We start from the raw sequence: 23,860 nt of genomic DNA, 5'->3' as shown, positions 1-23,860 counted from the left end.
GGTGCACTGCAGCGGCGAGGGCAACGCTTTCAGCCAAAAACCCAGTATGCAAGGCGTAGAACCGTTCAATGTGGGACAAGGCACGCAGCCACCGACGGTGGAGATGGTCTGGCTCAAACCGGACCTGCCGCCGAGTGAGTATGCGCACAAGCCGACTTTGTCACAATGTCTTGTAACCCGGGGCGCTCCTGATCCCATCTAACAGGAAGATGAGTGCCGTCAACTTCCCCGAAAGGTCATTCCTGTCATGAACACCGCTTATCCCGGCCCGAACAACGACTCCAACCAGCGCGGAGGCACCTCACCTCGTCCAAACCCGTACCTGTCCCAGCAGCAAGGACACGCCCAACCCGGGCAACCAGCACACCCCGGTAACACTGGTCAGCCCCAAAGTTCTTACCACCGGCAGGTCAATCAGGGTGGGCCCTACCAAGGCGGGCAGTTCACTCAACCCGTGCAGCAGTATCCGTTCCAAGGCGCCCAGCAGCCGCACCAGGGTTCGGAGCAGAACTTTGCCGCCGGGCCCAACGGGCCTGGTTTCGGGTACCAGCAGGGCCAGCAGATGCCTGGATATCAAGGCCGTCCCGGGGCATCCAACCCGTACACGCAAGGGGGGACGAAGAAAAGTAACAACGGGTTGATCACCGCGATCGCGGTCATTGGGCTGCTGGCAGCACTCGGGCTTCTCGCCGCTGTGCTCTTGCTCACCGGCGGAGACGACGCAGACTCGTCAGCGTCAGCAACGTCAGCACCGACGAGCGCCATCGCGCCCGGTATAGGCGGTGCGACCGGAAAAGAAACAGAGCCGTCTACGGCACCGAGCTCTCAAGCAAGCACTGGTGCCGCCAGTGGCGCTGGCAGCAACGAAGACGCCCTCGAAGCCGCGCAGATGTACGTTGATGTAGGCGGCGTTTCCAAGCGCAACTTGAAGTCGCTTCTCGGCAACACGACGTACGGACACGGCTACACCCAAGAAGCTATCGATTACGCACTCGATAACGTCGACGTCGATTGGAACGAAGAAGCGCTGGAAGCTGCTAAAGAATTACGAGACATTCAAGACACCAGCGATGAAGAACTAAGAAGTTACCTTTCCATCGCAGCTGGGTTCACTGACGAGGAGATCGATTACGCCTTAAGCAAGCTCTAGTTCTTTGCTTGCCGGCGCTAGGCCTAGTGGTTGGGATGGTCTAGTGCCGGCTGTTGCCCCGGTTCCACGATGACGAACTGCCCCATCATGCCTTCATCCTCGTGGAAGAGCATGTGACAGTGGAACATGTAGGCCAAGGTGGGGTCGGGATACTGGCCGAACACGACAAGTAAAGACACCCGCGATCTCGGTGGGATAGTGATGGTGTCGTGCCATCCGTCCCGGAAGGCAATCTCTCCGTCCTGGATGTCGTGAACCCTGAACCGGGCGTTGTGGATGTGGAAGTTGTGGGGCCAATCTGCGTTCTCGTTGATCACGTGCCACAGTTCGGGGCCGGAGTGGTCAATCACGGCGTCAACACGCGCCATGTCCATGGATTGCTCGTTGATCTGGAAGCCGTTGAGCCGCCACTCACGTTCCGGCACCCCTTCAGCGGAAGGTTCTTCACTGTGAATGTCCCAGACCAGCTTCCCCTCTTCGCCCTCGCCGGAGCCCTCCAAGGTTTCCGGCACCGCGATCTCCAGCAGGTCGAAAGTGTCGCGGAGGCCGAATCCGTTGGCGGCTTCTTCGCGGGGCAAGCCCCCGCCGTCGGGCACGCCCGTGCTGCACAGCGTGAGGTCCTTGCCGGGTTCGAGGTAGACGAGGATCTCGGCGCGTTCGCCGGGGCTGAGCAGGATGCCGTCGACAAGCGCGGGGCCGCTGAGTACCCCCTGGTCAGTGGCGATGACCTGGAACGGCACGCCGAGTTCAAGGTGATGGAAGCGCATCGTCGCGCCGTTGACGAGCCGCAGGCGCAGTACCCGCTTGGACGCCTCAAACCGCGGGCGCGTGATGCCGTTGACCAACGGGGTGTCGCCGAGCAAGCCGTAGGTGGGGTCGATGGTCTCGTCGAGTTGGAAGTCCGCGGTGAACTTCGCGTCGGTGATGATCACCGGGATGTCGTCGACACCGTAGTCGGACGGGAAGTCAATCGTCTCCGGCCCTTCGTCGGCGACGATGATCGCGCCGGCGAGCCCGCGGTAGGCGTGCAGCGCGGAAGTCTCGTGCGGGTGCGGGTGGTACCAGCACGTCGCGGCAGGTTGGTCGACATCCCAGCTCGGTGTCCATGACTCCCCCGGCGGAAACATTAAGGCGGGACCACCATCGGCTGCGGCCGGGAGGTGCAGGCCGTGCCAGTGCACGACGGTGGGTTCTGGCACCTCGTTGCGCACGGTCATCTCGATGTGCTCGCCACGGCGCATGAGTAGCGTCGGCCCCAACCACGCCCCGTTGAACCCCCAGGTCTTCGTGGTGTGGCCGGGCACTATCTCGTATTCGCCTTCCTGCGCAGTGAGCTCGAAGCGGCGGGTCGTGCCGTCCGTGCCGTCCAACTCGCCTTCGTACAGCGGCGGAATCGGCAGTGGACGCGGGTCCGCGTCGGCACCAGCAGGCGCTGGTTGGCCGCGGCGCACACCACCGGGGCCAGCGCAGGCCGTCAGCGCGGCGGCACTGGCCAGAATCATGCCTTTGAAGAAAGTCCGCCTGCTGATAGTGCCCACATAGCCTCCCAGGAAGTCGATCGACGCTGATCAAGGACGCAGATCAAGCGAGCCTTTCTTAGCCCACACTTGCTTTCCACGCGTTCCTGCCCAGCCTACTATTTCCGTTATGACCGCAGACGAGAACGAATCGGGCGGCACGAGCCTCCCCCACGAGGAGCACAACGCCCGCCGCTTCATCTGGTCCAACGGGTTCCAGAACATCGGCGACCAGATCGTCGCCCCCAAAACCGTATTGACGTGGCTGTTCACCTCCGCCGGTGTACCGGCGGCGTTCACCTCCTTCCTCGTGCCGATCCGCGAGTCGGGCTCGATGCTGCCGCAGTTCGCACTGGGGCCGTGGGCGACATCCAAGAGCTCGCGCAAAGGCGTATGGATCTTAGGGTCCGTGGGCCAAGCAATCTGCGCCGCGCTCATCGCTGTATCCGCATTGCTTTTCGACGGCACCGCCCTCGGCATCTCCGTCCTCATCCTGCTTGCCGGTCTCGCGTTGTTCCGAGCCATGTGCTCCATTGCCGGCAAAGACGTCCAAGGACGGACCATTTCCAAGGGTCACCGCGGAATGATCACGGGCCGGGCGACTGCTCTGGGCGGCGGCTTCACCTTGGCAGTCGGCCTGATTCTGTTCTTCTTGCCGAACGACCTGCCGCAGTGGGTCATGGCCGCGCTGCTTGCCCTGGGTGCCTCGACCTGGGCGCTCGCTGCGCTCGTTTTCGCGGGCGTTAGAGAACCGGAATACGAAACCGAGGACAACGCGACGGCACACGGTTTCGGGCACATGTGGGAGCTGGTCAGAACCGACCGCGACCTGCAGAAGTTCCTCCTGGTGCGCTCGTTGATGCTAGTGACCGCACTGTCCACCCCATTCATCGTGGTGCTGGCCCAAGAGCAAGGTACCGATCTCGCAGGTCTCGGTGCGTTCATCATCGCTTCCGGCGGGGCTGCTCTGCTGGGAGGACGGGTGTCGGGGTGGTGGTCGGATAAGTCGTCGAAAAGCACAATGGCGTGGGCCGCCGCAACTGCCTCTGTCGTGCTGGTGCTGCTGGTGCTCAGCGCACGCCTGGCACCGGAAAGCGTGAACGCGTGGGTGATGCCGCTCGGATTCTTCGCGGTGAACCTAGCGCACACCACCGTGCGAGTGAGCCGAAAGACCTACCTCGTGGACATGGCGGACGGCGACCGCCGCACGCTGATCACGGGTGCCTCCAACACGGTGATGGGCATCATGCTGCTTGTCGTCGGCGCGGTGAACTCGGTCATCGCGGTCCTCGGCACCCAGGCCGTGCTGCTCTTCCTGGCTGTGCTGGGTGTGTGCGGAGTGTTCGGAGCGAGGAACTTGAAGGAAGTCTCCGCCTCCTAATTGGCAGTGCGTAAAGTGGGGGCGAACTGCCCACGACTCCCCATCACTGAAGAAGGAGCTTTTGTGCCCGCTGTGAACACTGCGAACACTGCGAACCAGCCCCGCGCCGTTGTCGTCCTCGCTGCCGGCGCCGGAACCCGCATGAAGTCGACCAAGCAGAAGACTTTGCACGAGATTGGCGGCCGCAGCCTGTTGTCGCACTCGCTGCACGCGGCGGCGGCGATCCACCCGGCGCATGTCGTGGCGGTGGTGGGACACCAGCGCGACCAGGTCTCCCCTGCTGTCGACGCGGTGGCAGAGGAAATGCGCATCCAGATCCTCCAGGCCGTGCAGGAGGAGCAAAACGGCACCGGTCACGCCGTGCAGATTGGTCTGACCGCGATCCCCGAGTTCACCGGCACGGTTGTGGTCACGAACGGTGATGTGCCCCTGTTGACGCCGGAGACGATTGAGGGGCTCATCGATAAGCATGAGCGCGAAGAGGCCGCGGTGACGGTGCTCTCCCTCGAGTTCGACAACCCCACCGGGTACGGACGCATCATCCGCGATTCTGCCGGGCAGGTGCAAGAAATTGTCGAAGAGAAGGACGCGAACGACGAGCAGCGCCGCGTGCGCGAGGTCAACTCCGGTGTCTTCGCCTTCGATGGCGCCGTGCTTCGCGACGCTCTGACACGCATCACCTCCGACAACGCCCAGGGCGAGCTCTACATCACAGACGTACTGGGCATCGCGCGTAACGACGGCCGCAAAGTCGCCGCCCACATCGCCCCCGACGCGCGCGAACTCGCCGGCGTGAATGACCGCGTGCAACTCGCCGAGGCCGGCAAGGAACTCAACCGCCGCTTGGTTGAACGCGCGATGCGCGCTGGCGCGACCGTGATCGATCCGGCCACGACGTGGATCGGCGTCGACGTGGAAGTCGGCCAGGATGTGACCATCCACCCGAATACGCAGCTGTGGGGCTCCACGAAGATTGGCGACGGTGCCGTGATCGGCCCTGACACCACCCTGACCGACATGGAAGTCGGTGCGCGGGCGTCGGTGGTGCGCACCCACGGCGAACTCGGCGTCATCGGCGACGACGCTACTGTCGGCCCGTTCACCTACATCCGGCCGGGTACAGAACTGGGCGCGCGCGGCAAGCTCGGTGCCTTCGTGGAATCCAAGAACGCCACGATCGGTGAAGGGTCAAAGGTGCCTCACCTGACCTACATCGGCGACGCGACCGTCGGCGTGGAGTCCAACATCGGCGCGTCCAGTGTCTTCGTCAACTACGACGGCGTGAACAAGCACCGCACCACCATCGGCGACCACTGCCGCACCGGCTCCGACACCATGTTCGTCGCTCCGGTGACCGTCGGTGATGGCGCGTATACAGGCGCAGGTACAGTAGTCATTAAGGATGTGCCCGCAGGCGCCCTGGCCATCAAGGAAGGTCGCCAGCGCAACATCGAGGGCTGGGTGGAAGACAAGCGCCCCGGCACCGCCGCGGCGGAGGCTGCCCAGCGCGCACGCGAGAGCTAACTGAAAGGCGACACCACCCATGACCGGTAAGAAAGTCGAAAGCCACAAGGACCTCAAGGTCTTCTCCGGCCGCGCCCACCCAGAGCTGGCGGAGAACGTGGCCCGGGAACTCGGCATCGACTTGGTCCCCACCACCGCCCGCGACTTCGCCAACGGTGAGATCTTCATTCGCTTCGGCGAGTCCGTCCGCGGCGCGGACTGCTTTGTCATTCAGTCCCACGCGCAGCCGCTGAACAAGTGGCTCATGGAGCAGTTGATCATGATTGACGCGCTCAAGCGTGGCTCCGCCAAGCGCATCACCGCGATCCTGCCGTTCTACCCCTACGCCCGCCAGGATAAGAAGCACCGCGGCCGCGAGCCGATTTCGGCCCGCCTGGTCGCTGACCTGCTCACCGCCGCGGGTGCCGACCGCATCGTCTCCGTGGACTTGCACACCGACCAGATCCAGGGCTTCTTCGACGGCCCGGTCGACCACATGCACGCGATGCCGATCCTGACCGACTACATCAAGTCCAAGTACTCCATGGACAACCTCGCCGTGGTCTCCCCCGATGCCGGCCGTGTGAAGACGGCTGAGAAGTGGGCCAACACGCTTGGGGACGCTCCGATGGCCTTCGTCCACAAGACCCGCGACATCGACGCGGCCAACAAGGTCGTGGCCAACCGCGTTGTCGGTGACGTTGAAGGCAAGGACTGCGTGCTTCTCGACGACATGATCGACACCGGCGGCACCATCGCCGGGGCTGTCGGTGTGCTCAAGGACGCTGGCGCCCGCTCGGTGGTCATCGCCACCACCCACGGCGTGTTCTCCGACCCGGCCCGCGAGCGCCTCAACGACTGCGGCGCCGAAGAAATCATCACCACCGACACCCTGCCGCAGTCCACCGAGGGCTGGAAGAACCTCACCGTGCTGTCTATTGCGCCGCTGCTCGCCCGCACGATCCACGAGATCTTCGAGAACGGTTCCGTGACCACGCTGTTTGAGGGCCAAGCTTAAGGTGCCTGCCCCTCACATTGATCCCGCCGGCGCCGGGTCAGCTGGCGGGAGTTCCACCGTGCCCGCTGGGCCTGCCGCGACCGTGACATCGGATGCACCGCATTCGCTGCAGCAGCGCGACGCTGGATTGCAGCGGGCAATGAAAAGCCGCCAGCTGCAGATGATCGCGCTGGGCTCCGCCATCGGCACCGGTCTGTTCCTTGGATCCGCGGAATCGATTGGTTACGCCGGTCCAGGCGTGCTGGTCACCTTCCTCTTCGTCGGCGCAATCGTCTACCTGCTCATGCGCATGCTGGGTGAGATGGCGGTGGCCAACCCTGTCTCTGGGTCGTTTGCTGCGTACGCCCGCGACTTCATCGGCCCCCGCGCGGGCTTCGTCGCGGGTTGGAACTGGTGGTACACCACGATCGTGGTGGGCATGATCGAGCTCACCGCCATGGGCACGTTCCTGGACTTCTGGTTCCCGCAGATCCCCCACTGGATCACGGCGCTGGTCACCTTGGTGGTCGTGCTGATCATCAACGCCGCCCGCGTGAGCATCTTCGCCGAAGCCGAATACTGGCTGTCCCTCGTGAAAGTCATCGCACTCGTCGCGATGATCATTCTGGGTTTCGTGCTGGTGCTCACCCCCTCCGCCGACGCCGGGTTCCACAACCTCACCGACCACGGCGGCTTCTTCCCCTTCGGTGCTTCCGGCGTGGTCTTCTCACTCGTTGCGGTCACCTTCACCTTCGGCGGCATCATGTCCATCGGCACCGCCGCCGGAGAAACAGAGAATCCGGAACACACGATCCCGAAGGCCATCAACTCCGTGATCTGGCGCATCTTGGTCTTCTACATCGGCGGCATGAGCGTGATCCTGCTGCTGGCGCCGTGGGATGGCCAGGACTCGTCGAAAAGCCCCTTCGTGCGCGTGCTTAGCTTTGTCGGTGTTGACGGCGCTGCCCATGTGCTCAACCTCGTGATCCTCGCCGCGGTCGCCTCGGTGTGCAACACCATGACGTACTCAGGTGCCCGCATGCTGCGCGACCTGTCGCTCAACGGTCAAGCCCCCGCGTACTTCGGCCAGACCACGAGGAAGGGTCTGCCACTGCGTGCGCTGCTGTTCAACTGCGCACTCATGGGCTCTGTCGTGCTGCTCAACTACTTCTTCGAGGGCAAGATCTTCACTGTGTTGCTTGCCGTCGTGGTCGGTTCCGAGCTGATCACCTGGGCTGCAGTGAACTTCGCTCACCTGAACTTCCGCAAGAGCGGACGCAGCTCGAGCTTCACAGCACCGCTCTTCCCCGCTGCGAACTACATCTGCGGAGCCTACTTCGTGCTGGTCCTGGTGCTCATGGCCGCACTGCCCGACTACCGCGTCGGCCTCATCGCCATGGCTGTCTGGGCGATCGGCCTGTTCATCGCGGCGACAGTCATGGAGCGTCCCGGTGGTCACGGGGCGCTGCGGCGCGAGACTGTACAGCCTCACACCCTCTAGTTATTCGCGTACGGGTCTGGCATGCCGACGAACTGCACCTCGGTGTACTCGAGCATGCCCTCCTTCGAGCCCTCGCGCCCCAGACCCGACGCCTTGACACCACCGAACGGGATTGAGGCATCGGACACTGCGCCGGTGTTGAAGCCGACGATGCCGAACTCCAAGTTGTCGGAGGCGCGGAAGATCACGTCGGGGTTCTGGGAGAACACGTAGGAGGCCAGGCCGTATTCGGTGTCGTTGGCCAGCTCCCACAACTCGTCCTCATCCTTGAAGGTGAAAATCGGCGCGATCGGGCCGAAGATCTCTTCACGGTATACCTTGGTTACCTTGGAGCAGCCGCGGACCACGGTGGGCTCGAAGAAGTAGCCGTCGCGGTCGAGTTTCGTGCCTCCGCAGAGGATCTCGCCGCCGTGGGAGACAGCGTCGTCGACAAGCTCTTGCATGTCTTGCTGCGCCTGTTCGTCAATGAGCGGGCCGATGTCAGCGCCTTCCGCAAACGGGTCGTCGACCTTCATCTCCTTGACCGCGGCAACGAACTTCTCGGTGAACTCGTCGGCGACGGACTCGTGAACGAAGATCCGGTTCGCGGCGGTGCAAGCCTCTGCATTGTTGCGCATCTTGGCCATCTTCACACCCTCGACTGCGACATTCATGTCAGCATCACCGAAAACGATGGCGGGCGCGTTACCCCCGAGCTCCATCGACGTGCGCACGACGTTCTCCGCCGCCAGTTTGAGCAAGGTCACGCCCACGGGAGTCGATCCGGTGAAGGAAAGCTTGCGCAGGCGGCTGTCGGCTAGGATCGGCTCGGAGACATCCTTCGAGCTCGCGGTGGAAACCAGGTTGATCACGCCGGCGGGCAGGCCAGCTTCCATCATCGTCTGCGCAAAGTACTGAATGGTCAGCGGGGTTTTGCTAGCAGGTTTCACCACGACGGTGTTGCCGGCCGCCAACGCCGGAGCCACCTTGCGCGTGGCCATCGACAGCGGGAAGTTCCACGGCGTAATCAGCAGGCAGGGACCAATCGGCTTACGGAAGGTGAGCATCCGGTTGCCCTTGGCTGGGTATGCGTTGGTGTTGCCGAAGAAGTGGTTGGCTTCCTCAGAGAACCACAGCAGGTAATCGGAGCCGTAGTCGACCTCACCTTCAGCCTCGGCGTACGTCTTTCCCATCTCCAGGGACATCAGGGTGGCAAACTCCGCCTTGTGCTCGTGCATGAGGTCGTATGCCGTGCGCAGGATCTCGGCTCGCTCGCGCGGGGTGGTGTGCTCCCACTCGGCGCGGGCATTATCAGCCGCTGCGAGCGCTTTGAGTGCGTCCTCGCGGCTTGCCGACGCCATGGTTGCAATGGTCTCCCCCGTGGCCGGGTTTTCTACCTCGAACGTCTCACCCTCCGAGCCGTCGCGCCACTCGCCGCCGATGAGGAGACGCTTTTCTACCTTTTCCAGAAGCTGGTCAATATCAATCTTGGACATCATGCGGGGTTTCCCTCAATCGCGGATTGCTTATGCTTTCCCTTTCCGGTCTACCACCGCCAACGTTGGGTGTTAGCCCACTATTCGCGGCACGGGGGTTTTGGTCCCGCCTGCGGTGGGCTGTTAAGCTCTACTGCGTCTCGGCGAGGGCGCCCTACGGGGAGCCGTTATCGACGCGATTCGACTACATATCATCTCGCTGTTGTTGAGCGGAAGCGAAACAACAGCGCGCGGTCACTCGACGAGCACACGAACATCGTCATCACAGTGGCCGCATTTTTTGTGGCCCGAACACACAGGAGTAACCATCATGGCTAACCCGGTTATTAAGGCCGAGAAGCGCGAAGAGTTCGGCAAGGGCGCTTCCCGCCGCCTTCGCGCCGCGGGCCGCGTCCCCGGCGTTCTCTACAGCTCTGGCGAGGACAACTTGCACTTCCACGTCGACATCCTCGAGATTAGTGCGCTTGTGCGTAACGACGGCACCAACGCCATTCTCGAGCTCGACATCGACGGCGAGAAGAACCTCGCCATGGTCAAGAACATCGACCAGAACGTTCTGACCCTGAACATCGACCACATCGACCTGCTGGGCGTCAAGCGCGGCGAGAAGGTCAACGTCGAGGTCCCGGTTACCTACGAGGGCGAGGCTGCTGCCGATGCCGTGGTCCTGCAGGAGCTCGACGTTGTCGAGATCGAGGTCGAGGCCCTGAAGATTCCGGACGAGATCATCGTGTCCATCGAGGGCAAGGAGATCGGCGACCAGATCTTCGCTTCCGACCTGCAGCTGCCGGAGGGTGCAGAGCTGCTCACCGATCCGGAGTTCTTGGTCATCAACGTCACCTACGAGCAGGTCGACGAAGAGCTCGAGGCTGCTGCCGCTGATGTTGAGGAGGGCGGCGCTGAGGCTGGCGCTGACACCGAAGGCGAGGACGGCGACGCAGAGGGCACCGTCGAGATCGCCGACGGCGGCGAGGGCGACGAGGGCGCAAGCGAGTAAGTCGCTTATCGACGCCCCACTTGCCAAGGCCGGCTTCCCCCACCCCGGGGAGCCGGCCTTTCGCATTGGTCCGGCAACTCTCGGCATGCCCCGGGTTTACCCGCCACCCGTTGATCCGTATTGCCCGTAGAATTAATTCCCGTGGCTACTGATTCCCCCATTCTGGTCGTGGGCCTAGGCAACCCGGGCACTATCTATGCGCAGACGAGACATAATGCGGGGGCGATGGTGATCGACGAGCTTCTGGATCGCGCTACCCCGATGCCCGCCCAACTGAGCGTGCACAAGAAGACCAACACTGAGGTCGCTGAACTCGCCGCGGGTCGTCTCATGCCGCGACGCACGATTCTCGCGCGCACGCGTGGCTTCATGAATGTCTCCGGCGGCCCCGTTAAGGCGCTGGCCAGCTACTACGGAACGAAGCCTGCCGGCGTCTACGTCATCTACGACGAGCTGGACCTCGACTTCGGCCAGTTCAAGCTCCGTCTCGGCGGCGGGGACCACGGCCATAATGGGTTGAAGTCCGTCACCAAGTCATTGGGTACCTCCGATTACCACCGTCTCGCGGTGGGCATCGGGCGCCCGCCGGGGCGGCAGGCTCCCGCCGATTACGTGCTCAAGCCATTCAGCAAGCAGGAGTTCGCGGAGCTTCCGATCGTGCTCGCGGACGTGGCCGACGGGCTGCTGGAATACTGCTCGCCCGAATAAGCCACGCCGCACGTTTTTGACCAGTATGTTTATCCGAGCAGTATTCCGGAAAACCCTCAGCAGTATTCTGCCCCCGGGAAACGGCGTGACATTCGTAGAGAGGTCGGTTCCATGCACCAGTCCACCCGCCACCTGACAACGCGGGCGCTCGCCGCGGTCCTCACCGCAGCGATTCTCAGTGTCGGCGTCACGGGATGCTCCACTGAAGCACCGATCCCAGAGCCCGATTCATTGGCCGTGCCGGGCGAGGGAGGAGATTCGGGGGAAGACCTCAACCTTGCGCCAGGAGAGCAAGTGCTGGAAGGAACGCTCAAGGCGGTTCACTTCAAGGACATGCTTCCCCCAGGAGTGCATGAAGAGGTTGCGGACGACGTAGACAATGTTTCTACTTTCTATGCAATCGAGCTTGACCCAGTGAAACCAGTTGACGGCCTTGTCGCTGGAGGGATCGAAACTACCCAAAGCCCGCTGTGGGCAATCCTGGGTAATGACACCTCGCCGCAACCGCTGGACTGGACCAAATACGTCGACAAGCGCATCCGTGTGATCGCCCGTGCGGATCAACTGAGGTATGGCTCCGACATAGCGACTCCCCCTGACGCCGTCAATGTGGAGAACTCCGATCACGAACCGGAAGTTCTGGACTGAACCTGACTAACGCGCGCCCAGCAAGTACGCCTCGATCTCGGCCGCCGGGCCCTCACGCAACTCCTCTGGCCGCTCGCCGACCAGGCAATAAGCGTAATCTGGGTCGTTGCGCCGAGGTTTCAGCATCGCGTTGAGGTGCGGGTACGTCGGTGGCAGGTCGGGATGGGTGCGCGTGAACTCGGTCTCGAGGCCGCGGGCGTAACGGCCCGAGAAAGCACGCGTAGAAACGCTGCGCTCACCACCGGTGCGGGCATCGCGAAGGTGGGCGCGGTTGGTGTCGGAGGTGCCGGCTTCGTCGGCAAGCAAAAAGGCGCTGCCGCACGCAACGGATGACGCGCCCCACTCGATGAGGCGCTCCACGTCGGCGGGGCCGCGGGCGCCGCCAGCGGCCATGAGGGGGATGTTGATGAGGCGGAAGATGCCATCAAGAAGCTTTTCGACGCTACGGTCCCCCGGCTCCTCCCCCAGCCGCCACGTCGCGCGGTGCCCACCAGCTTCGGGACCTTGCACGATGAGTCCGTCGGCGTACTCGGCCGCCTTGACCGCGTCGACTTCGTTGGTGACGGTGACCCAGGCTTGGATCCCGGCGTCATGCAGCATGCGGACTTCCTCAGGAGTGAAGCAGCCGAAGGTCGACGACACGATGGTGGCTCGTCCGTCCTCGATGGCCAAACGCAGCTTGTCGTGGAAGCCGAAAGTCAGGTCGGCTGGGGGCACAGGCTCGTCGAGTTCTGCGGAGAGCCGCTCCAGGTCCGCCGCGGCTGGCTCATCGGCCTGCGGGTAGAAGAGGTTGATGCCGAAGGGCTCCTCGACGCGGGCGAGCTCTTCGGCCGCCTGCGCCAACGAGCAGGTACCCCAAGCCAGGAACCCGAAGCTGACGGCATTGACCAGTTCGGGCGTGGACGGGCCGCCGGCCATGGGGGCGGCGACGACGCGGGGCAACGGAGCAGGCAGGTCGGTGGGCATGGGGCCTACCCTACCCCGCCGGTTTCAAGCCGAGCCGCGTGATCTAAGCATTGGCGTTCCGGGTGCGGTCGTAACGGATCCACTCGTCGACATCGTCCATGTACATCCAGGGGATCAGGCCGTTGATGCCGGTGCCGAGCACGAAAAGCTCGTCACCGAATTGCGGTGGTTCGATGACGGTAGAGTCTTTGATCTCGGTGAAACACGGCCGGGCAGACCGCATGACGTCGGCGTACTGCGCGGCCACTCCGACGAACCGGTCGATGAACTGCGGCGAGTCCAGCTCCCCTTTCAGTGCGCGGAGCTTATGCGTGATGGCGAAGATCCCGTCGCGCGCGGCCACGCGGTCAGGCGTGGATGCCCCGCACCGTGCCGTGGCGAAGCGGAGGTCCTCGAGCAGGTCATTCACGACAACGAGCCGCGCGTCGACGTCGCCTTGCTCAGCGCCGGCAAGCACGGCGGCCAGCGTGGCGGTGCGGTCGATCTGCTCAACAGAGCGCATGGCGCGGGTCACCCCCTTGCCGGGGCGCTTGCGCTCGGGTAGGGGATGGATATCCGCCTTCGCGCGTTGCCACTGCTTGCCGGCACCGGCAGCTAACGCGGAGCGCAGCTGCGGGATAAGCCGGTCGGTCTCGTCGATGCGGGTCAGGGCGCGGTGGTAGAAAGCATCATCACGAGGGACGTGCCCGTCGGTTTCTTTAGTCAGCTTCGCGTGGTCCATGAACCTCCTCACGGTGCGACCTCACCGCGCAGCCAGCGGCGGTACACGCGCCCAGTTGCCGCCGGATGCAGGTTGACCGTCTGCGCCACGTCGTACGAGCCCATGCCCACGCAATACTGCTCCCAGATCGCACCGATGGGCACGAAGCCTCCCAGCCCGGATCCCGGGCGGTACTCCCGGCTGGTGATTCCCGGTGACGGTACGTCCGGGTCAGCTTTGCGCCCCACTTGCCGCAAGGACATCAGCTTGTTGAATTCGCGGTCGCACCACTGGCGCGATGCGGGGCCCAAGGCGGATGCGGCGCGGGCGTACTCGGCACAGAACTCCGGGTCCGCAACTTTTGCCCGTAGACCAGCCACGTGGCGCGCAAGCTGGTCCGAACCGAACTGGCGTGCTTCGCTGACCAGCTCGTTGACGGCCTGTGCACGCAGCCGCAGGTCGCCCTGTTCGATCCCCTGCAGGTACAGCGCGTTTGCGTGGGCGGCAAGCACCTGCTCCGTCGCCTCGCGCGAGCTCTCCTGCTCGAAGCGGGCGCGGGTGGCCTCCCACTCCTGCACGGCGTGGGGCGGACACAGCGGCGAGTGCAACCCACGCACGCGTGCGTCGGTTTCCGGGATAAGGTTCGCCGCACGCGCATAATGCTTATCGACGAACCCACGCTCCGCCCCCTTCTCTGCCCTCTTCCTCGAGGCCACAGCGATGAACGCACCCACGGCAAACACAATCAGGATGATGCCCAGTACCAGCAGCGTCGGCCCCCACCCAATGGGCTCCTGGGCTGCCCGTAGCTGCTCATTCATGGCCCTCATCATAGTTAGACTGGCTATCGTGTTCGATTTCCTGCGCAGACTCTTCCGTTCAACGCCGACCACTAACACCGATCCAACCCCTGACGTTGATCCAGCGCTGCCCGATGCCGAATGGCTCGTCGTTGGCCTGGGCAACCCCGGCGCGAGGTATGACGCTACGAAGCACAACGTCGGCTACATGGTGCAGGACATCCTCCTCGACCAGGTCGCGGCCACCCTGGCCCCTCTCGCAGGGCACAAGGTGACCGTCGCTGTCGCTGACGGGGTGGCCTACGCCCGCTCCACGACGTTCATGAACTTGAGCGGCGAGAGCATCGCTCCCCTGGCCCGTGAACTGGGTATCACGCCCGATCACGTCGTAGTGCTTCACGACGAGCTCGACCTCCCACCCGGCAAAGTCCGCATCAAGCTCGGCGGCAACGAGAACGGGCACAACGGATTGAAGTCCCTCACTGAGCACCTGGGGACGCGCGACTACGTGCGAATTCGGATCGGAATCGGGCGCCCGCCGAAAGGAATGCCCGTGCCGGAGTGGGTGCTCAGCTCGCTGCCGCAGGACTCAGAACACGAGGAGAAAGCTCTGACGGAGCAGTTGGAGTTGGCGGCCGAGGCGGCTGGGATCGTCGTTAAGCACGGGGTGCAGCGCGCGCAGAACGAGATCCACCCGCGTAGCTGAGTTACTTGTTCAGCTGGGCGGTGAGCGTCTCGAGGCGGTCGCACATCGCGGCGAGCTCCTTGGCGCGATGGGGCATCGGCTGGAAGCCGTCGCGCATCTCCATCGCCTGGATAAAGCCGAGCTGCTCGCGGATGTCATGCATGTGGAAGTTCGCGGCGATCTGGCGCCAATGCTCGATGGCGCGGATCGCGCCGACACCGCCGTAGCCGACAAACGCGATCGGCTTGCCCACCCACTCGGGGCCGAGCGTATCCACAGCGTTCTTCAGCGCTGCCGGGACCGAGTGGTTGTACTCCGGCGTGATGAAGATGAACGCGTCGCAGGCGTCAATGGCTTGCGACCAGCGGGTGACCTCATCGTTGTCGTACTCGCGGTTCATGAGCATCGGCATGCCGGCACCGTCATACATCGGCAGGTCGAAGTCGGCGAGGTCGATGAACTCGTACTCGGCGCCCTTCCGTTCGCCGATGTTCTCTTTCATCCAGTCGGCCACCTTCTCCGCAGTGCGGCCCTTACGGATAGATCCGACGATGACGCCGATCTTCATTGCTTCTCCTCTCATTTGCGTACAAGTCACCTAACTCGGCCCCACTCTAACGAAGGCCATCAGGGCCTCCCGCGGTGGAGCTCGAGCAACTAGTTTCTTCAACGAGAACCAGTCCAAAGAATTCCAGGAGGCTAAGACATGGATGTCACGATCATCGGCGGAGGTTTCGCCGGGACCGCGGCGGCAATCAACTTGGCAAGAGCGAATCGGTCCGTCTGCTTGGTCGACGAAGGGCGGCCGCGCAACCGGTTCAGCGAGCACGCCCACGGCATCCTAGGAATGGACTCGATCAAACCAGTCGAGCTACTCGAAAAGGGTCATGCTGAATTCGAGTCGTTCGGCGGGACGATCGTGCGGGACCGCGCTGAGAACCTGACAAAGTCGCACGACAAGTGGTCCGTAACTCTCGCGAGCAGCAAGGCCATTGATTCCCCGCATGTTCTCGTCACTACCGGAATCACCGACGTCTTGCCTGACGTGTACGGTTTGTCCGCACTGTGGGGAACGCGGGTCTTCCACTGCCCCTACTGTCACGGGTACGAAGTGAACGGGACGGACCTCGCTGTCATCGGTGGAGAGAACCCCGGCTTCACGTTCCATATTTCCAAGCTGCTCACCAAGTGGGCGGAGACCGTCACGTTCTTCACGAACGGTCTCGATCTTCCCAGCCAAGAGACTACCTTTTTCGAAGCACTTGACATCAAGCTCGTCGACGAGCCTGTCCTGGAAGTCGGCCCGGCGGAGGGAGATCGCGTCGTGGTTCGCACGACTAACCACCATTTCGTGTTCGAATCCTGTTTCACCGGCCCACGTTTCGAACCGAACGACGAGCTGCTGCGCGAAGCTGGTTGCGATGTCGTCGACGGATGGGTCCGCACAGAACGCGGCCGGACATCGCAGCCGGGTCTCTGGGCAGCGGGCAATGTGGTCAGCTCTCCCGACCAAGTGTCGCAGGCGACAGGTGCAGGGGCGGCCGTCGGGATCGCGATCGACCAGGCGCTTTTCGCCGAGAAGCTGCCCTGATTGCGCTGCATTGCGCTGGTTCGCTCTCCCACCGCACAAGCGACTACCCTCTACAGGTCATGAGCACCGCTTCCACCGTCACCGAGGCCGCCCGCCGCCGCACCTTCGCCGTCATCGCCCACCCGGACGCGGGTAAGTCGACGCTGACGGAGGCGCTAGCGCTGCACGCCCACGCGATCTCGGAGGCGGGCGCGGTGCACGGCAAGGGCAACCGCAAAGACACGGTGTCTGACTGGATGGAGATGGAAAAGGACCGCGGCATCTCCATCGCATCGTCAGCGCTCCAGTTCGAATACGCTCCCGAGGGCCACACCGGTGAGCCGTATGTGGTCAACCTCGTGGACACCCCGGGCCACGCGGACTTCTCCGAGGACACCTACCGCGTGCTGTCTGCCGTCGATGCTGCCGTCATGCTGATCGACGCCGCGAAGGGCCTCGAGCCTCAAACCCTCAAGCTCTTCCGCGTCTGCAAAGCCCGCGGGTTGCCGATTGTCACGGTGATCAACAAGTGGGACCGCGTGGGCCGCGAGCCGCTGGAGCTTGTCGACGAGATCGTCACCGAAATCGACCTCCAACCCACTCCCCTCTACTGGCCTGTCGGCGAGGCAGGCGACTTCCGCGGCCTCGCCCACGTCAACGACGACGGTGAAGCCGACGAGTACATTCACTTCACCCGCACCGCTGGCGGTTCCACCATCGCCCCGGAAGAGCACTTCACCCCGGACGACGCAGCCGCCAAGGAAGGCGACGTGTGGGAGACCGCCATCGAGGAAGCCGAGTTGCTCGCCGCCGACGGCGCCGTCCACAATCAGGACCTGTTCGAACAGTGCGTGACCTCGCCGCTCATTTTCGCGTCTGCCATGCTCAACTTCGGCGTCCACCAGATTTTGGACACGCTGTGCGCCATTGCGCCCGCTCCGGAGGGCCGTGAGTCGGATCCGGCGGCGGTGGAGGCGTCGACAAGCGCGATGGATGAGTCGCGTTCGGTCGGCGATGAATTCTCCGGCGTCGTGTTCAAGGTGCAAGCGGGCATGGACAAGAACCACCGCGACACGCTCGCGTTCATGCGCGTGGTCTCCGGCGAGTTCGACCGCGGCATGCAGGTCACGCACGCGCAGTCGGGCCGCAGCTTTTCGACGAAATACGCCCTCACCGTCTTCGGCCGCACCCGCGACACTGTGGAGACAGCGTTCCCGGGCGACATCATCGGTCTGGTCAACGCAGGCGCCCTGGCGCCGGGCGACACGATCTACACGGGCCGCAAAGTCCAGTTCCCGCCGATGCCGCAGTTCGCCCCCGAGCACTTCCGCACGCTGCGCGCGAAATCGCTGGGCAAATACAAGCAGTTCCGTAAGGCGCTGGAGCAGCTCGACGCCGAGGGTGTTGTGCAGATTCTGCGTAACGACGCCCGCGGCGACGCCTCCCCCGTCATGGCCGCTGTCGGCCCCATGCAGTTCGAGGTCATGCAGGCCCGCATGGAAAACGAATACAACGTTGAGACCGTGACCGAGCCGATCCCCTACTCGGTGGCGCGGCGCACCGATGCGGAGTCCGCCCCGGAGCTGGGACGCCAGCGCGGCGTGGAGATTTTCACCCGCACCGACGGCGAACTCATCGCGCTGTTCGGCGACAAGTGGAAGCTCGCCTTCGTGGAGAAGGAGCACCCGGAGCTCACCATGGAGCCGCTCGTCGCCGACTAGCGCGTTTGGTGCGAGTTGTTTAGACCAGCCCGATCCAGTTCCAGTACGTCGCCGAGAACAGCAACACCAGCAGGTACCCAACGATTGTCAGCGGGATACCGGTCTTGAGGAACTGGCGGGTGGTGAACGCCCCGGTACCGTAGGCCAGCATGTTCTGCGGGGCGGAGACCGGCAGCAGGAAGCCGAAGCAGATGACGAACTGCTGGATGACCACGAAGCCCAATCCGCCGTTGGGCACATCCAATGTCGCTGCGAGGGCGATGAACACAGGGATGAGCGCCGACGACAGCGAGGTGGCCGAGGCGAAACCAAGGTGGATCACGATGTTGAACAGCGAGACCAGCGCGATGGTGGCCAGAAGCGGCATGCTCTGCAAACCAATGGCGCCGAAGGTCTTCTCCGACAACCACGTCGCGGCGCCAGTCTCCAGCATGAACATGCCCAAGGAAATACCGACAGCGAAGACGACGAGCGTTCCCCAGTTGATCTTCTCCTGAGCGTACTTCCAGTCCATGACGCCAATTCCGGGCAACAGCATGATGCCGATGGCCACGATGGTGATCACCGAGGAATCAATGGGGTGAAGCACGCCTTCGGTCGCCCAGAACAGCAACAGGATTACCGCGATCGCGGTAAGACGCTTTTCTGCGCCGGACATCGGTCCCATCTCTTCCAGCTGCTTGTCGACGAGCGCCTTCCCGCCCTCAATCGACTCCGTTTCCGGCTTAATCGCCCAGCGCATGATGAAGTAGAGCGCGATCGACATGAGGACGGACCAGGGCGCGGCCCAGAGGAACCATTCACCCCACGACACGCTCCGGCCCATTTCCGACTCGATGAATCCGACGGCAACGAGGTTCTGGGCGGCAGCCGTTTTGATGCCCACGTTCCACACCGATACGGCCTGGGTCGCTGTGATGATCAACAGCGCCGACAGTTTCGAGTTGGTGGCCAACCCGAAAGCCGCGACCATGCCCAGCAGAATCGGCACGACGGCGCCGGCGCGGGCCGTTGCAGACGGCACGAAGAACGCCAAAATGATGGAAATGACGATCGCGCCGATGACAATGTTCGACGTCTTCTCGCCGGCCAACCGCAGAACGTACAGGGCGAGGCGGCGGTGCAAGCCGGTCGCCTGCATCGCCACGGCCAGTGCGAGGGCGGCGGCAACGAGTGCGACGGCCGAGGACGAAAAGCCAGCCATCGCTGTCTTCAGGGCCGCGGACGTGCCGACGATCTCACCCGGGTTTTCGGGGTCCTGTGAGAATCCGAGCAGCAAGGAAATCAAGCTGATGATCAGCACGGAGCTAACCGGATAGGACACTGCCTCGGTGACCCACATGATCACTGCGAAGGCCAGCAGGCCAAGCGCGATCTGGCCCTGCCAGTCGATGGTCTCGATCGGGATGATCAGCACCGCACCGAGGGCAATGAAGGCCAAGAAGAAAGCAATCAGCTTGCCCCGGCCAGAGCTCTGGGGTTTCTCCGGGGCACCGCTGCTAGCTTCAGCTGTGGGGGTGTTGGGGTCCGTCGCCGTCGAGGGCGCGGTGGCACCGGAGGGTTCGGACGGGGTGGAAGATGACGCGGGGTTGTTGACCGCGGATGACAAGCGGAACACTCCAATCAAAGTCAGTGGAGAGACATGCGGACGCACTCTCCTCGAAGGGGTCACCTTCCAGACTACGCCCGCCTGAGACCTGAAATGACTGGTCAACCCCGGTTTAGGGCATGCGTTTTAGCTCACACAACCCTCCAACGTTTCGTTCATGGCCCGCTGGGCTCTGGATGCAGGAATCTGGCGCCCAAACCGTTTCCGACAGGCCTTCTCCACGGCGCGCCAGGGGTGCACAGTGCGGATGGATACGGCAGGACTGGGGGTAGTGAAGCGAGGGTGTCCCTCTTACTCACGAGCCCGGGGGCGTTTTCGGGTGCGGGTTGGTGTGTTGTTTGGTGGGAACAGGGGTGGGTCGGGTCTGGTTTTGGGTGTGGGTGTTGTGGGCCCACTGGTGCCAGTGCCAGTGCCGGTGTTGGTGGTGGTGGTTCTGCGGCGGATGCGGTTGGCTGCGCAGTGGTGGGCGGGGTCTGTGGTGTTGAACTGCATGTGTGTAGCCCCGGGTGTGACAAGTCCTGCTTGTCCGGTGTCGGGGTCGTAGTCCATGTGTCCTTTGCCCCAGGTGCCGTCGCGGTTGTCGTTGTTGCATCTGTGGTGCTGCCGGCATAATCCGGTGAGGTTATCCATCGTGGTCAAACCACCCAGGATCCAGGCGAAGATGTGGTGGGCTTCGCATTCGGTCAGTGGTTTGGTGCATCCGGTCCAGGAGCAGACGCCTTGGACGGCGAGCATCGCGATGCGCTGCCCGATCGAAGCAGTGCGGGTTTTACCCATCGACAGCGGGACTGCGGTGACGGAGTCGAGCTGGAGGATGAAGTTCGCCTGGCCTGAATCAGCGGTGTCCAGGGTGCCCAGGCCGAGGCGGGCCATGTCGATGACATCAATGTCGATACCTGTGTTGGTGGCGAACAGGCCACCGCCGGCAGCGTAGCCGTCAGTATCGGCAAGGTCGTCCATTGTCATGGCGATGACGACAGATGCCGCGCCACCGCTGAGCTTTTGCTGGCCTGATTCGAAAGCTTTGAGGATGGTGGTGAATTGGTCGTAGTGGCGTTGGGGTGGCGTGCGGTAATCCGCCACACCACCGGTTTCGCCGGTGCCATCGGTGCCGCGCTGAGCATCACCGGTGTTGGTGTTCGGGGCGAGTCCTTTATCCAGGTGCGCTTTGAACAATGCGGTATCACCGGCTGTGGCGGTGATGGTGATCTCGTGGGTGCCGTCGGCTTTGCGGTGCCCGATGTGGACCGCGCGGTTGGCAAAGCCTGCGTTCGGGTTGTTTCGTGGGGCGTGCTTACGGTTGGCGGCGTCGACGTTGCGGCGCACGAACATCCGGAGGTCTTTTACGTCCCGGGTGGCGGCTTCATCCATGGCTTGGGCGTGGAGGCGGGTGCGTTCCCCGCGGGCGGGGGCAAGCAGCTTGTCGAGTTCGCGGCGGATGATGTTCTGCTTCTCCGCGGACACGCCAGCTGCTTTGGTGCGTGCTTCTTCCTGGCTGCGGCGGGCTTGCTCTTCAGCCTCACGGCGAGCGTGTTCGGTTTCCGCATTATCCGTGCCGAACTCGAGCTCAAACCCTGAACCACCGGAACCATCGTCGTCACCACTGATGTCAGCCGGTTCAGGATCAGGTGTCACTGGTGGGGCGAAGAGGTCGCGTCCGCGGGCGAGCCGGTCGTAGGCTTCCCCGGCCGAGAGCCCTAGTCGGGTGGTCAGGTAGGCGTTGGGGTGGACTGCCCCGACGAGTCGTCCGGCGTTGTCACGGTCGCACAGGTAGGCGAATGAAGCGTCGATAAGCGCTTTGGCGTTAAGGTGCTCCTCGAGCTTTTCCATCTCGGCGGCCACATCATGCAGCGATAGCAGAGACGGGTCGGCGAACTCGTCGCGAAGCTGCGCTAAAGCATCGCCGATAGTGTCCACAAGCTGTGCGATGCGCCCCGCCATGGTCCCCTCCCCTCGATACTGTGTGCAGCGTATCAACCGATGCCACCATTGTACCCACCCCCAAACCAAGAGCGCAAGACTGTTCGAAAATATTCATCAGAACGTCCGCAGCGCGATCAAGGATGCCGAGAGGGAGACAGAGGCTGGGGACGGCCAGCGCATCTATCGGTTTGAACCTGGCTGACGCCGGATTGCGTGGGACTGGCCTGTAGCGCCTAGCCGCCCAGGAATTCCATCCATTCGTCCCATTCGCGCTCCATTTGAGCCTGGCCCAGAATGTAGTTCGTGTTGAGCTTGGTCACATTGCGTTCTGATGCATCCACGCTCATCTGATCCGGAAAAAAGACCTTCGCTCGGCCATCTTGCTCTAGCTCCAGAATGCGTTTCTTGGACGCGTTGTACCGCCCCGGCCGGACAATTAATGCCTCTGCGACGGCGGGATGCTTATTGAACAACCTGCGGGTCGCGATCGGCCGTGTCACCGTCGGCCGGACGTAGTCCCGTTCCTTGGTGGCGAGAACGAGGAATTTGGTGAAGCCGGCTTTCTCGGCGGCGTCGATAAGCAAGCCCCCCGAATACCCCAACGCACCGTCGACGTACTGGATACCGTCGATCTCTGCCATCGGCATGATCTTCGGCAGCGTGGACGACGCGCGCGTGACTTTGCCTACGGTCTCGATGTTCGCGAGATCCTTCTTCGTCCACTGCACGGTGTGGCCAGTGTCGGCGCGGACCGCCTCAATGTGAACCTCAGTGTCCGTGTTGGACAGGAACGCGTCCCAGTCGAACGGCAAGACATCGTTGGAGCGCTCATAAATGAACTCGGCGTTGAAGTAACCGCGACCGCGGGCCAGCGATTTCCAGCCGCCGAACTCTGCATTGGCAGCCATATTCGTGAACGCCTCGCGGGCACGGTGTGCGTCGCGGGACACGTAGTTGATCGCATGCCCCGAACCAGCCGACACTCCCCCAGCCCAGCCAAATACGACGTGTTCCTGGATGAATCTGACGATGGCGGGAGCGGTATAAGAGTTGCGCATCCCACCACCCTCGAGAATAAGGGCAGTGTCGGTGGCATCGATCATAACTTGCTAGTTTACGCGCCGGACCCCTCGAGGAAAGCCTTCATAGCGGGCCACTCGCGCTCCAGCTGCTCTTCACCAGCGGCGAAGTTCTTCTCCAGCTTGTGCACCTTGAACTCAGCGTTTTCCACCATCATGTTCTCCGGGAAGAACGCGTACGCATTGCCAGCGTTCTCCAGCTCAACGATGCGATCCTTGGCGCGGTTGTACTTGTCTGGGCGCTCGATCGTACGGCGCGCGACCTCGGGATACTTAGGGAACATACGGCGGATCATCGCTGGACGGTTGACCGGCTCGCGCACATAGTCGCGGTCCTTGGTGCCCAGCACCAGGAACTTCTTGAAACCAGCCTGCTCGGCAGCATCGATGACAAGGCCACCGCCGTCACCTAGAGCACCGTCGACGTACGGCACGCCGTCGATGTGCGCCATCGGCATCAACATCGGCATCGTGGAAGAGGCGCGGATGACCAGGTTCATGAAGTCTTCGTCGAAAAGCTCCTCGTTGTGCCATGCGACTGATTCGCCAGTGTCCGCACGCACGGCTTCGATGTGGAGCGGTGTTTCAGCCTGTTTGAACGCGTCCATGTTGAACGGCAGCTCACCGCCGCGGTCCTGGAACATGAATTCTGCGTTGAGCAGACCGCGTCCCAGTGCGAGCGAGCGCAAGCCGCCGATCTTGGGGTGGCCCATGAAGGTGGTGAATGCCTCGCGGGTGCGCTCCGCATCCCCGGACAGGAAGTTCACGGAGTGGATGGCGCCGGCGGACACCCCGCCTACCCAGCCGAATTGGACACCTTCCTCAATGAGTTTGATGATCACCGGGGCGGTGTAGGAGTTACGGGTTCCGCCGCCCTCAATGACGAGAGCAGTATCACGTGCGTCAATCATGGTTCACCAGTGTACGGGG

21 protein-coding genes are annotated in these 23,860 nt (G+C 63.1%); 11 read left to right on the top strand and 10 right to left on the bottom strand.

The window, feature by feature from the left end; translation table 11 throughout:
* Window positions 1-247: 247 nt before the first annotated feature.
* Window positions 248-1,150: an Ltp family lipoprotein gene (locus KBX07_RS08850; protein ID WP_256023819.1), complete on the top strand. Its 903-nt coding sequence runs from the start codon at window positions 248-250 to the stop codon at window positions 1,148-1,150.
* 23 nt (window positions 1,151-1,173) lie between these two features.
* On the opposite strand, the gene KBX07_RS08845 is transcribed toward KBX07_RS08850, so the two are convergent.
* The gene (locus KBX07_RS08845) at window positions 1,174-2,652 is read right to left on the bottom strand and encodes a multicopper oxidase family protein (protein WP_256023817.1); all 1,479 of its coding nucleotides are present in this window, start codon (window positions 2,650-2,652) and stop codon (window positions 1,174-1,176) included.
* 145 nt (window positions 2,653-2,797) lie between these two features.
* Between KBX07_RS08845 and KBX07_RS08840 the strand changes: the two genes are divergently transcribed.
* From KBX07_RS08840 to KBX07_RS08825, 4 genes are all read left to right on the top strand, one after another.
* Entirely contained in the window at window positions 2,798-4,048 is a 1,251-nt protein-coding gene (locus KBX07_RS08840) for an MFS transporter (protein WP_256023816.1), read from the top strand.
* Between the two features lie 72 nt (window positions 4,049-4,120).
* On the top strand, window positions 4,121-5,572 hold the full coding sequence (gene glmU / locus KBX07_RS08835; protein ID WP_256023865.1) for a bifunctional UDP-N-acetylglucosamine diphosphorylase/glucosamine-1-phosphate N-acetyltransferase GlmU: 1,452 nt from the start codon (window positions 4,121-4,123) through the stop codon (window positions 5,570-5,572).
* 19 nt (window positions 5,573-5,591) lie between these two features.
* Window positions 5,592-6,569 carry a ribose-phosphate diphosphokinase gene (locus tag KBX07_RS08830; RefSeq protein ID WP_005291171.1) on the top strand — a complete coding sequence of 326 codons (978 nt, stop codon included), beginning with the start codon at window positions 5,592-5,594 and terminating at the stop codon, window positions 6,567-6,569.
* 1 nt (window position 6,570) lies between these two features.
* Entirely contained in the window at window positions 6,571-8,049 is a 1,479-nt protein-coding gene (locus KBX07_RS08825; protein WP_255997062.1) for an amino acid permease, read from the top strand.
* On the opposite strand, the gene KBX07_RS08820 is transcribed toward KBX07_RS08825, so the two are convergent.
* Complete coding sequence (locus KBX07_RS08820; protein WP_256023814.1) at window positions 8,046-9,527, bottom strand: NAD-dependent succinate-semialdehyde dehydrogenase; 1,482 nt, start codon at window positions 9,525-9,527, stop codon at window positions 8,046-8,048. The genes KBX07_RS08825 and KBX07_RS08820 overlap by 4 nt on opposite strands.
* Window positions 9,528-9,834: 307 nt before the next feature.
* Between KBX07_RS08820 and KBX07_RS08815 the strand changes: the two genes are divergently transcribed.
* The 3 genes from KBX07_RS08815 to KBX07_RS08805 all read left to right on the top strand — a co-directional run bounded on the left by KBX07_RS08815 (window position 9,835) and on the right by KBX07_RS08805 (window position 11,877).
* A complete protein-coding gene (locus tag KBX07_RS08815; RefSeq protein ID WP_005291181.1) occupies window positions 9,835-10,521 on the top strand; it encodes a 50S ribosomal protein L25/general stress protein Ctc in 687 nt (228 codons plus the stop codon).
* A 141-nt stretch (window positions 10,522-10,662) separates the two neighbouring features.
* Window positions 10,663-11,229 carry an aminoacyl-tRNA hydrolase gene (gene pth, locus KBX07_RS08810; protein WP_255997064.1) on the top strand — a complete coding sequence of 189 codons (567 nt, stop codon included), beginning with the start codon at window positions 10,663-10,665 and terminating at the stop codon, window positions 11,227-11,229.
* A 111-nt stretch (window positions 11,230-11,340) separates the two neighbouring features.
* Entirely contained in the window at window positions 11,341-11,877 is a 537-nt protein-coding gene (locus KBX07_RS08805; protein ID WP_256018806.1) for a hypothetical protein, read from the top strand.
* 6 nt (window positions 11,878-11,883) lie between these two features.
* Here the strand turns inward: KBX07_RS08805 and KBX07_RS08800 are convergent, their stop codons facing one another.
* Genes KBX07_RS08800 through KBX07_RS08790 form a run of 3 tightly spaced genes read right to left on the bottom strand, consistent with a single transcriptional unit; the run spans window position 11,884 to window position 14,364 of the window.
* Window positions 11,884-12,843: a nitronate monooxygenase gene (locus KBX07_RS08800; RefSeq protein ID WP_255997066.1), complete on the bottom strand. Its 960-nt coding sequence runs from the start codon at window positions 12,841-12,843 to the stop codon at window positions 11,884-11,886.
* A 43-nt stretch (window positions 12,844-12,886) separates the two neighbouring features.
* Entirely contained in the window at window positions 12,887-13,564 is a 678-nt protein-coding gene (locus tag KBX07_RS08795) for a hypothetical protein (protein ID WP_256023812.1), read from the bottom strand.
* Window positions 13,565-13,572: 8 nt separating this feature from the next.
* Entirely contained in the window at window positions 13,573-14,364 is a 792-nt protein-coding gene (locus KBX07_RS08790; RefSeq protein ID WP_256023810.1) for a hypothetical protein, read from the bottom strand.
* Between the two features lie 19 nt (window positions 14,365-14,383).
* On the opposite strand from KBX07_RS08790, the gene pth (KBX07_RS08785) reads away from it, so the two are divergent.
* Window positions 14,384-15,049, top strand: a complete 666-nt coding sequence (gene pth, locus KBX07_RS08785; RefSeq protein ID WP_256023864.1) for an aminoacyl-tRNA hydrolase — start codon at window positions 14,384-14,386, stop codon at window positions 15,047-15,049.
* 1 nt (window position 15,050) lies between these two features.
* On the opposite strand, the gene KBX07_RS08780 is transcribed toward pth (KBX07_RS08785), so the two are convergent.
* Window positions 15,051-15,596, bottom strand: a complete 546-nt coding sequence (locus KBX07_RS08780) for an NADPH-dependent FMN reductase (protein ID WP_256023809.1) — start codon at window positions 15,594-15,596, stop codon at window positions 15,051-15,053.
* A gap of 138 nt (window positions 15,597-15,734) precedes the next feature.
* Here KBX07_RS08780 and KBX07_RS08775 point away from each other — a divergent pair, with 138 nt between their 5' ends.
* Together KBX07_RS08775 and KBX07_RS08770 are read left to right on the top strand one after the other, a co-directional pair.
* Window positions 15,735-16,619 (top strand): NAD(P)/FAD-dependent oxidoreductase, encoded by an 885-nt coding sequence (locus KBX07_RS08775; protein WP_256023807.1) that lies wholly within the window; start codon window positions 15,735-15,737, stop codon window positions 16,617-16,619.
* Between the two features lie 59 nt (window positions 16,620-16,678).
* Window positions 16,679-18,319: a peptide chain release factor 3 gene (locus tag KBX07_RS08770; protein ID WP_256023806.1), complete on the top strand. Its 1,641-nt coding sequence runs from the start codon at window positions 16,679-16,681 to the stop codon at window positions 18,317-18,319.
* Window positions 18,320-18,338: 19 nt separating this feature from the next.
* On the opposite strand, the gene KBX07_RS08765 is transcribed toward KBX07_RS08770, so the two are convergent.
* The 4 genes from KBX07_RS08765 to KBX07_RS08750 all read right to left on the bottom strand — a co-directional run bounded on the left by KBX07_RS08765 (window position 18,339) and on the right by KBX07_RS08750 (window position 23,841).
* Window positions 18,339-19,937, bottom strand: coding sequence for a DASS family sodium-coupled anion symporter (locus KBX07_RS08765; protein WP_256023804.1), 1,599 nt, complete (start codon window positions 19,935-19,937; stop codon window positions 18,339-18,341).
* 282 nt (window positions 19,938-20,219) lie between these two features.
* Window positions 20,220-21,869 carry an HNH endonuclease gene (locus KBX07_RS08760; protein ID WP_256023803.1) on the bottom strand — a complete coding sequence of 550 codons (1,650 nt, stop codon included), beginning with the start codon at window positions 21,867-21,869 and terminating at the stop codon, window positions 20,220-20,222.
* 215 nt (window positions 21,870-22,084) lie between these two features.
* Window positions 22,085-22,954 (bottom strand): patatin family protein, encoded by an 870-nt coding sequence (locus KBX07_RS08755; protein ID WP_005291211.1) that lies wholly within the window; start codon window positions 22,952-22,954, stop codon window positions 22,085-22,087.
* Between the two features lie 11 nt (window positions 22,955-22,965).
* Entirely contained in the window at window positions 22,966-23,841 is an 876-nt protein-coding gene (locus tag KBX07_RS08750; protein ID WP_255995454.1) for a patatin family protein, read from the bottom strand.
* Window positions 23,842-23,860: the final 19 nt, after the last annotated feature.

The sequence above is a fragment of the Corynebacterium sp. CCUG 70398 genome, assembly GCF_024454055.1.
In the GTDB taxonomy this organism is placed as follows: Bacteria; Actinomycetota; Actinomycetes; order Mycobacteriales; family Mycobacteriaceae; genus Corynebacterium; species Corynebacterium genitalium.
Note: the sequence above shows the minus strand (reverse complement) of the source record. Positions and strands in the feature narration are given on the sequence as shown.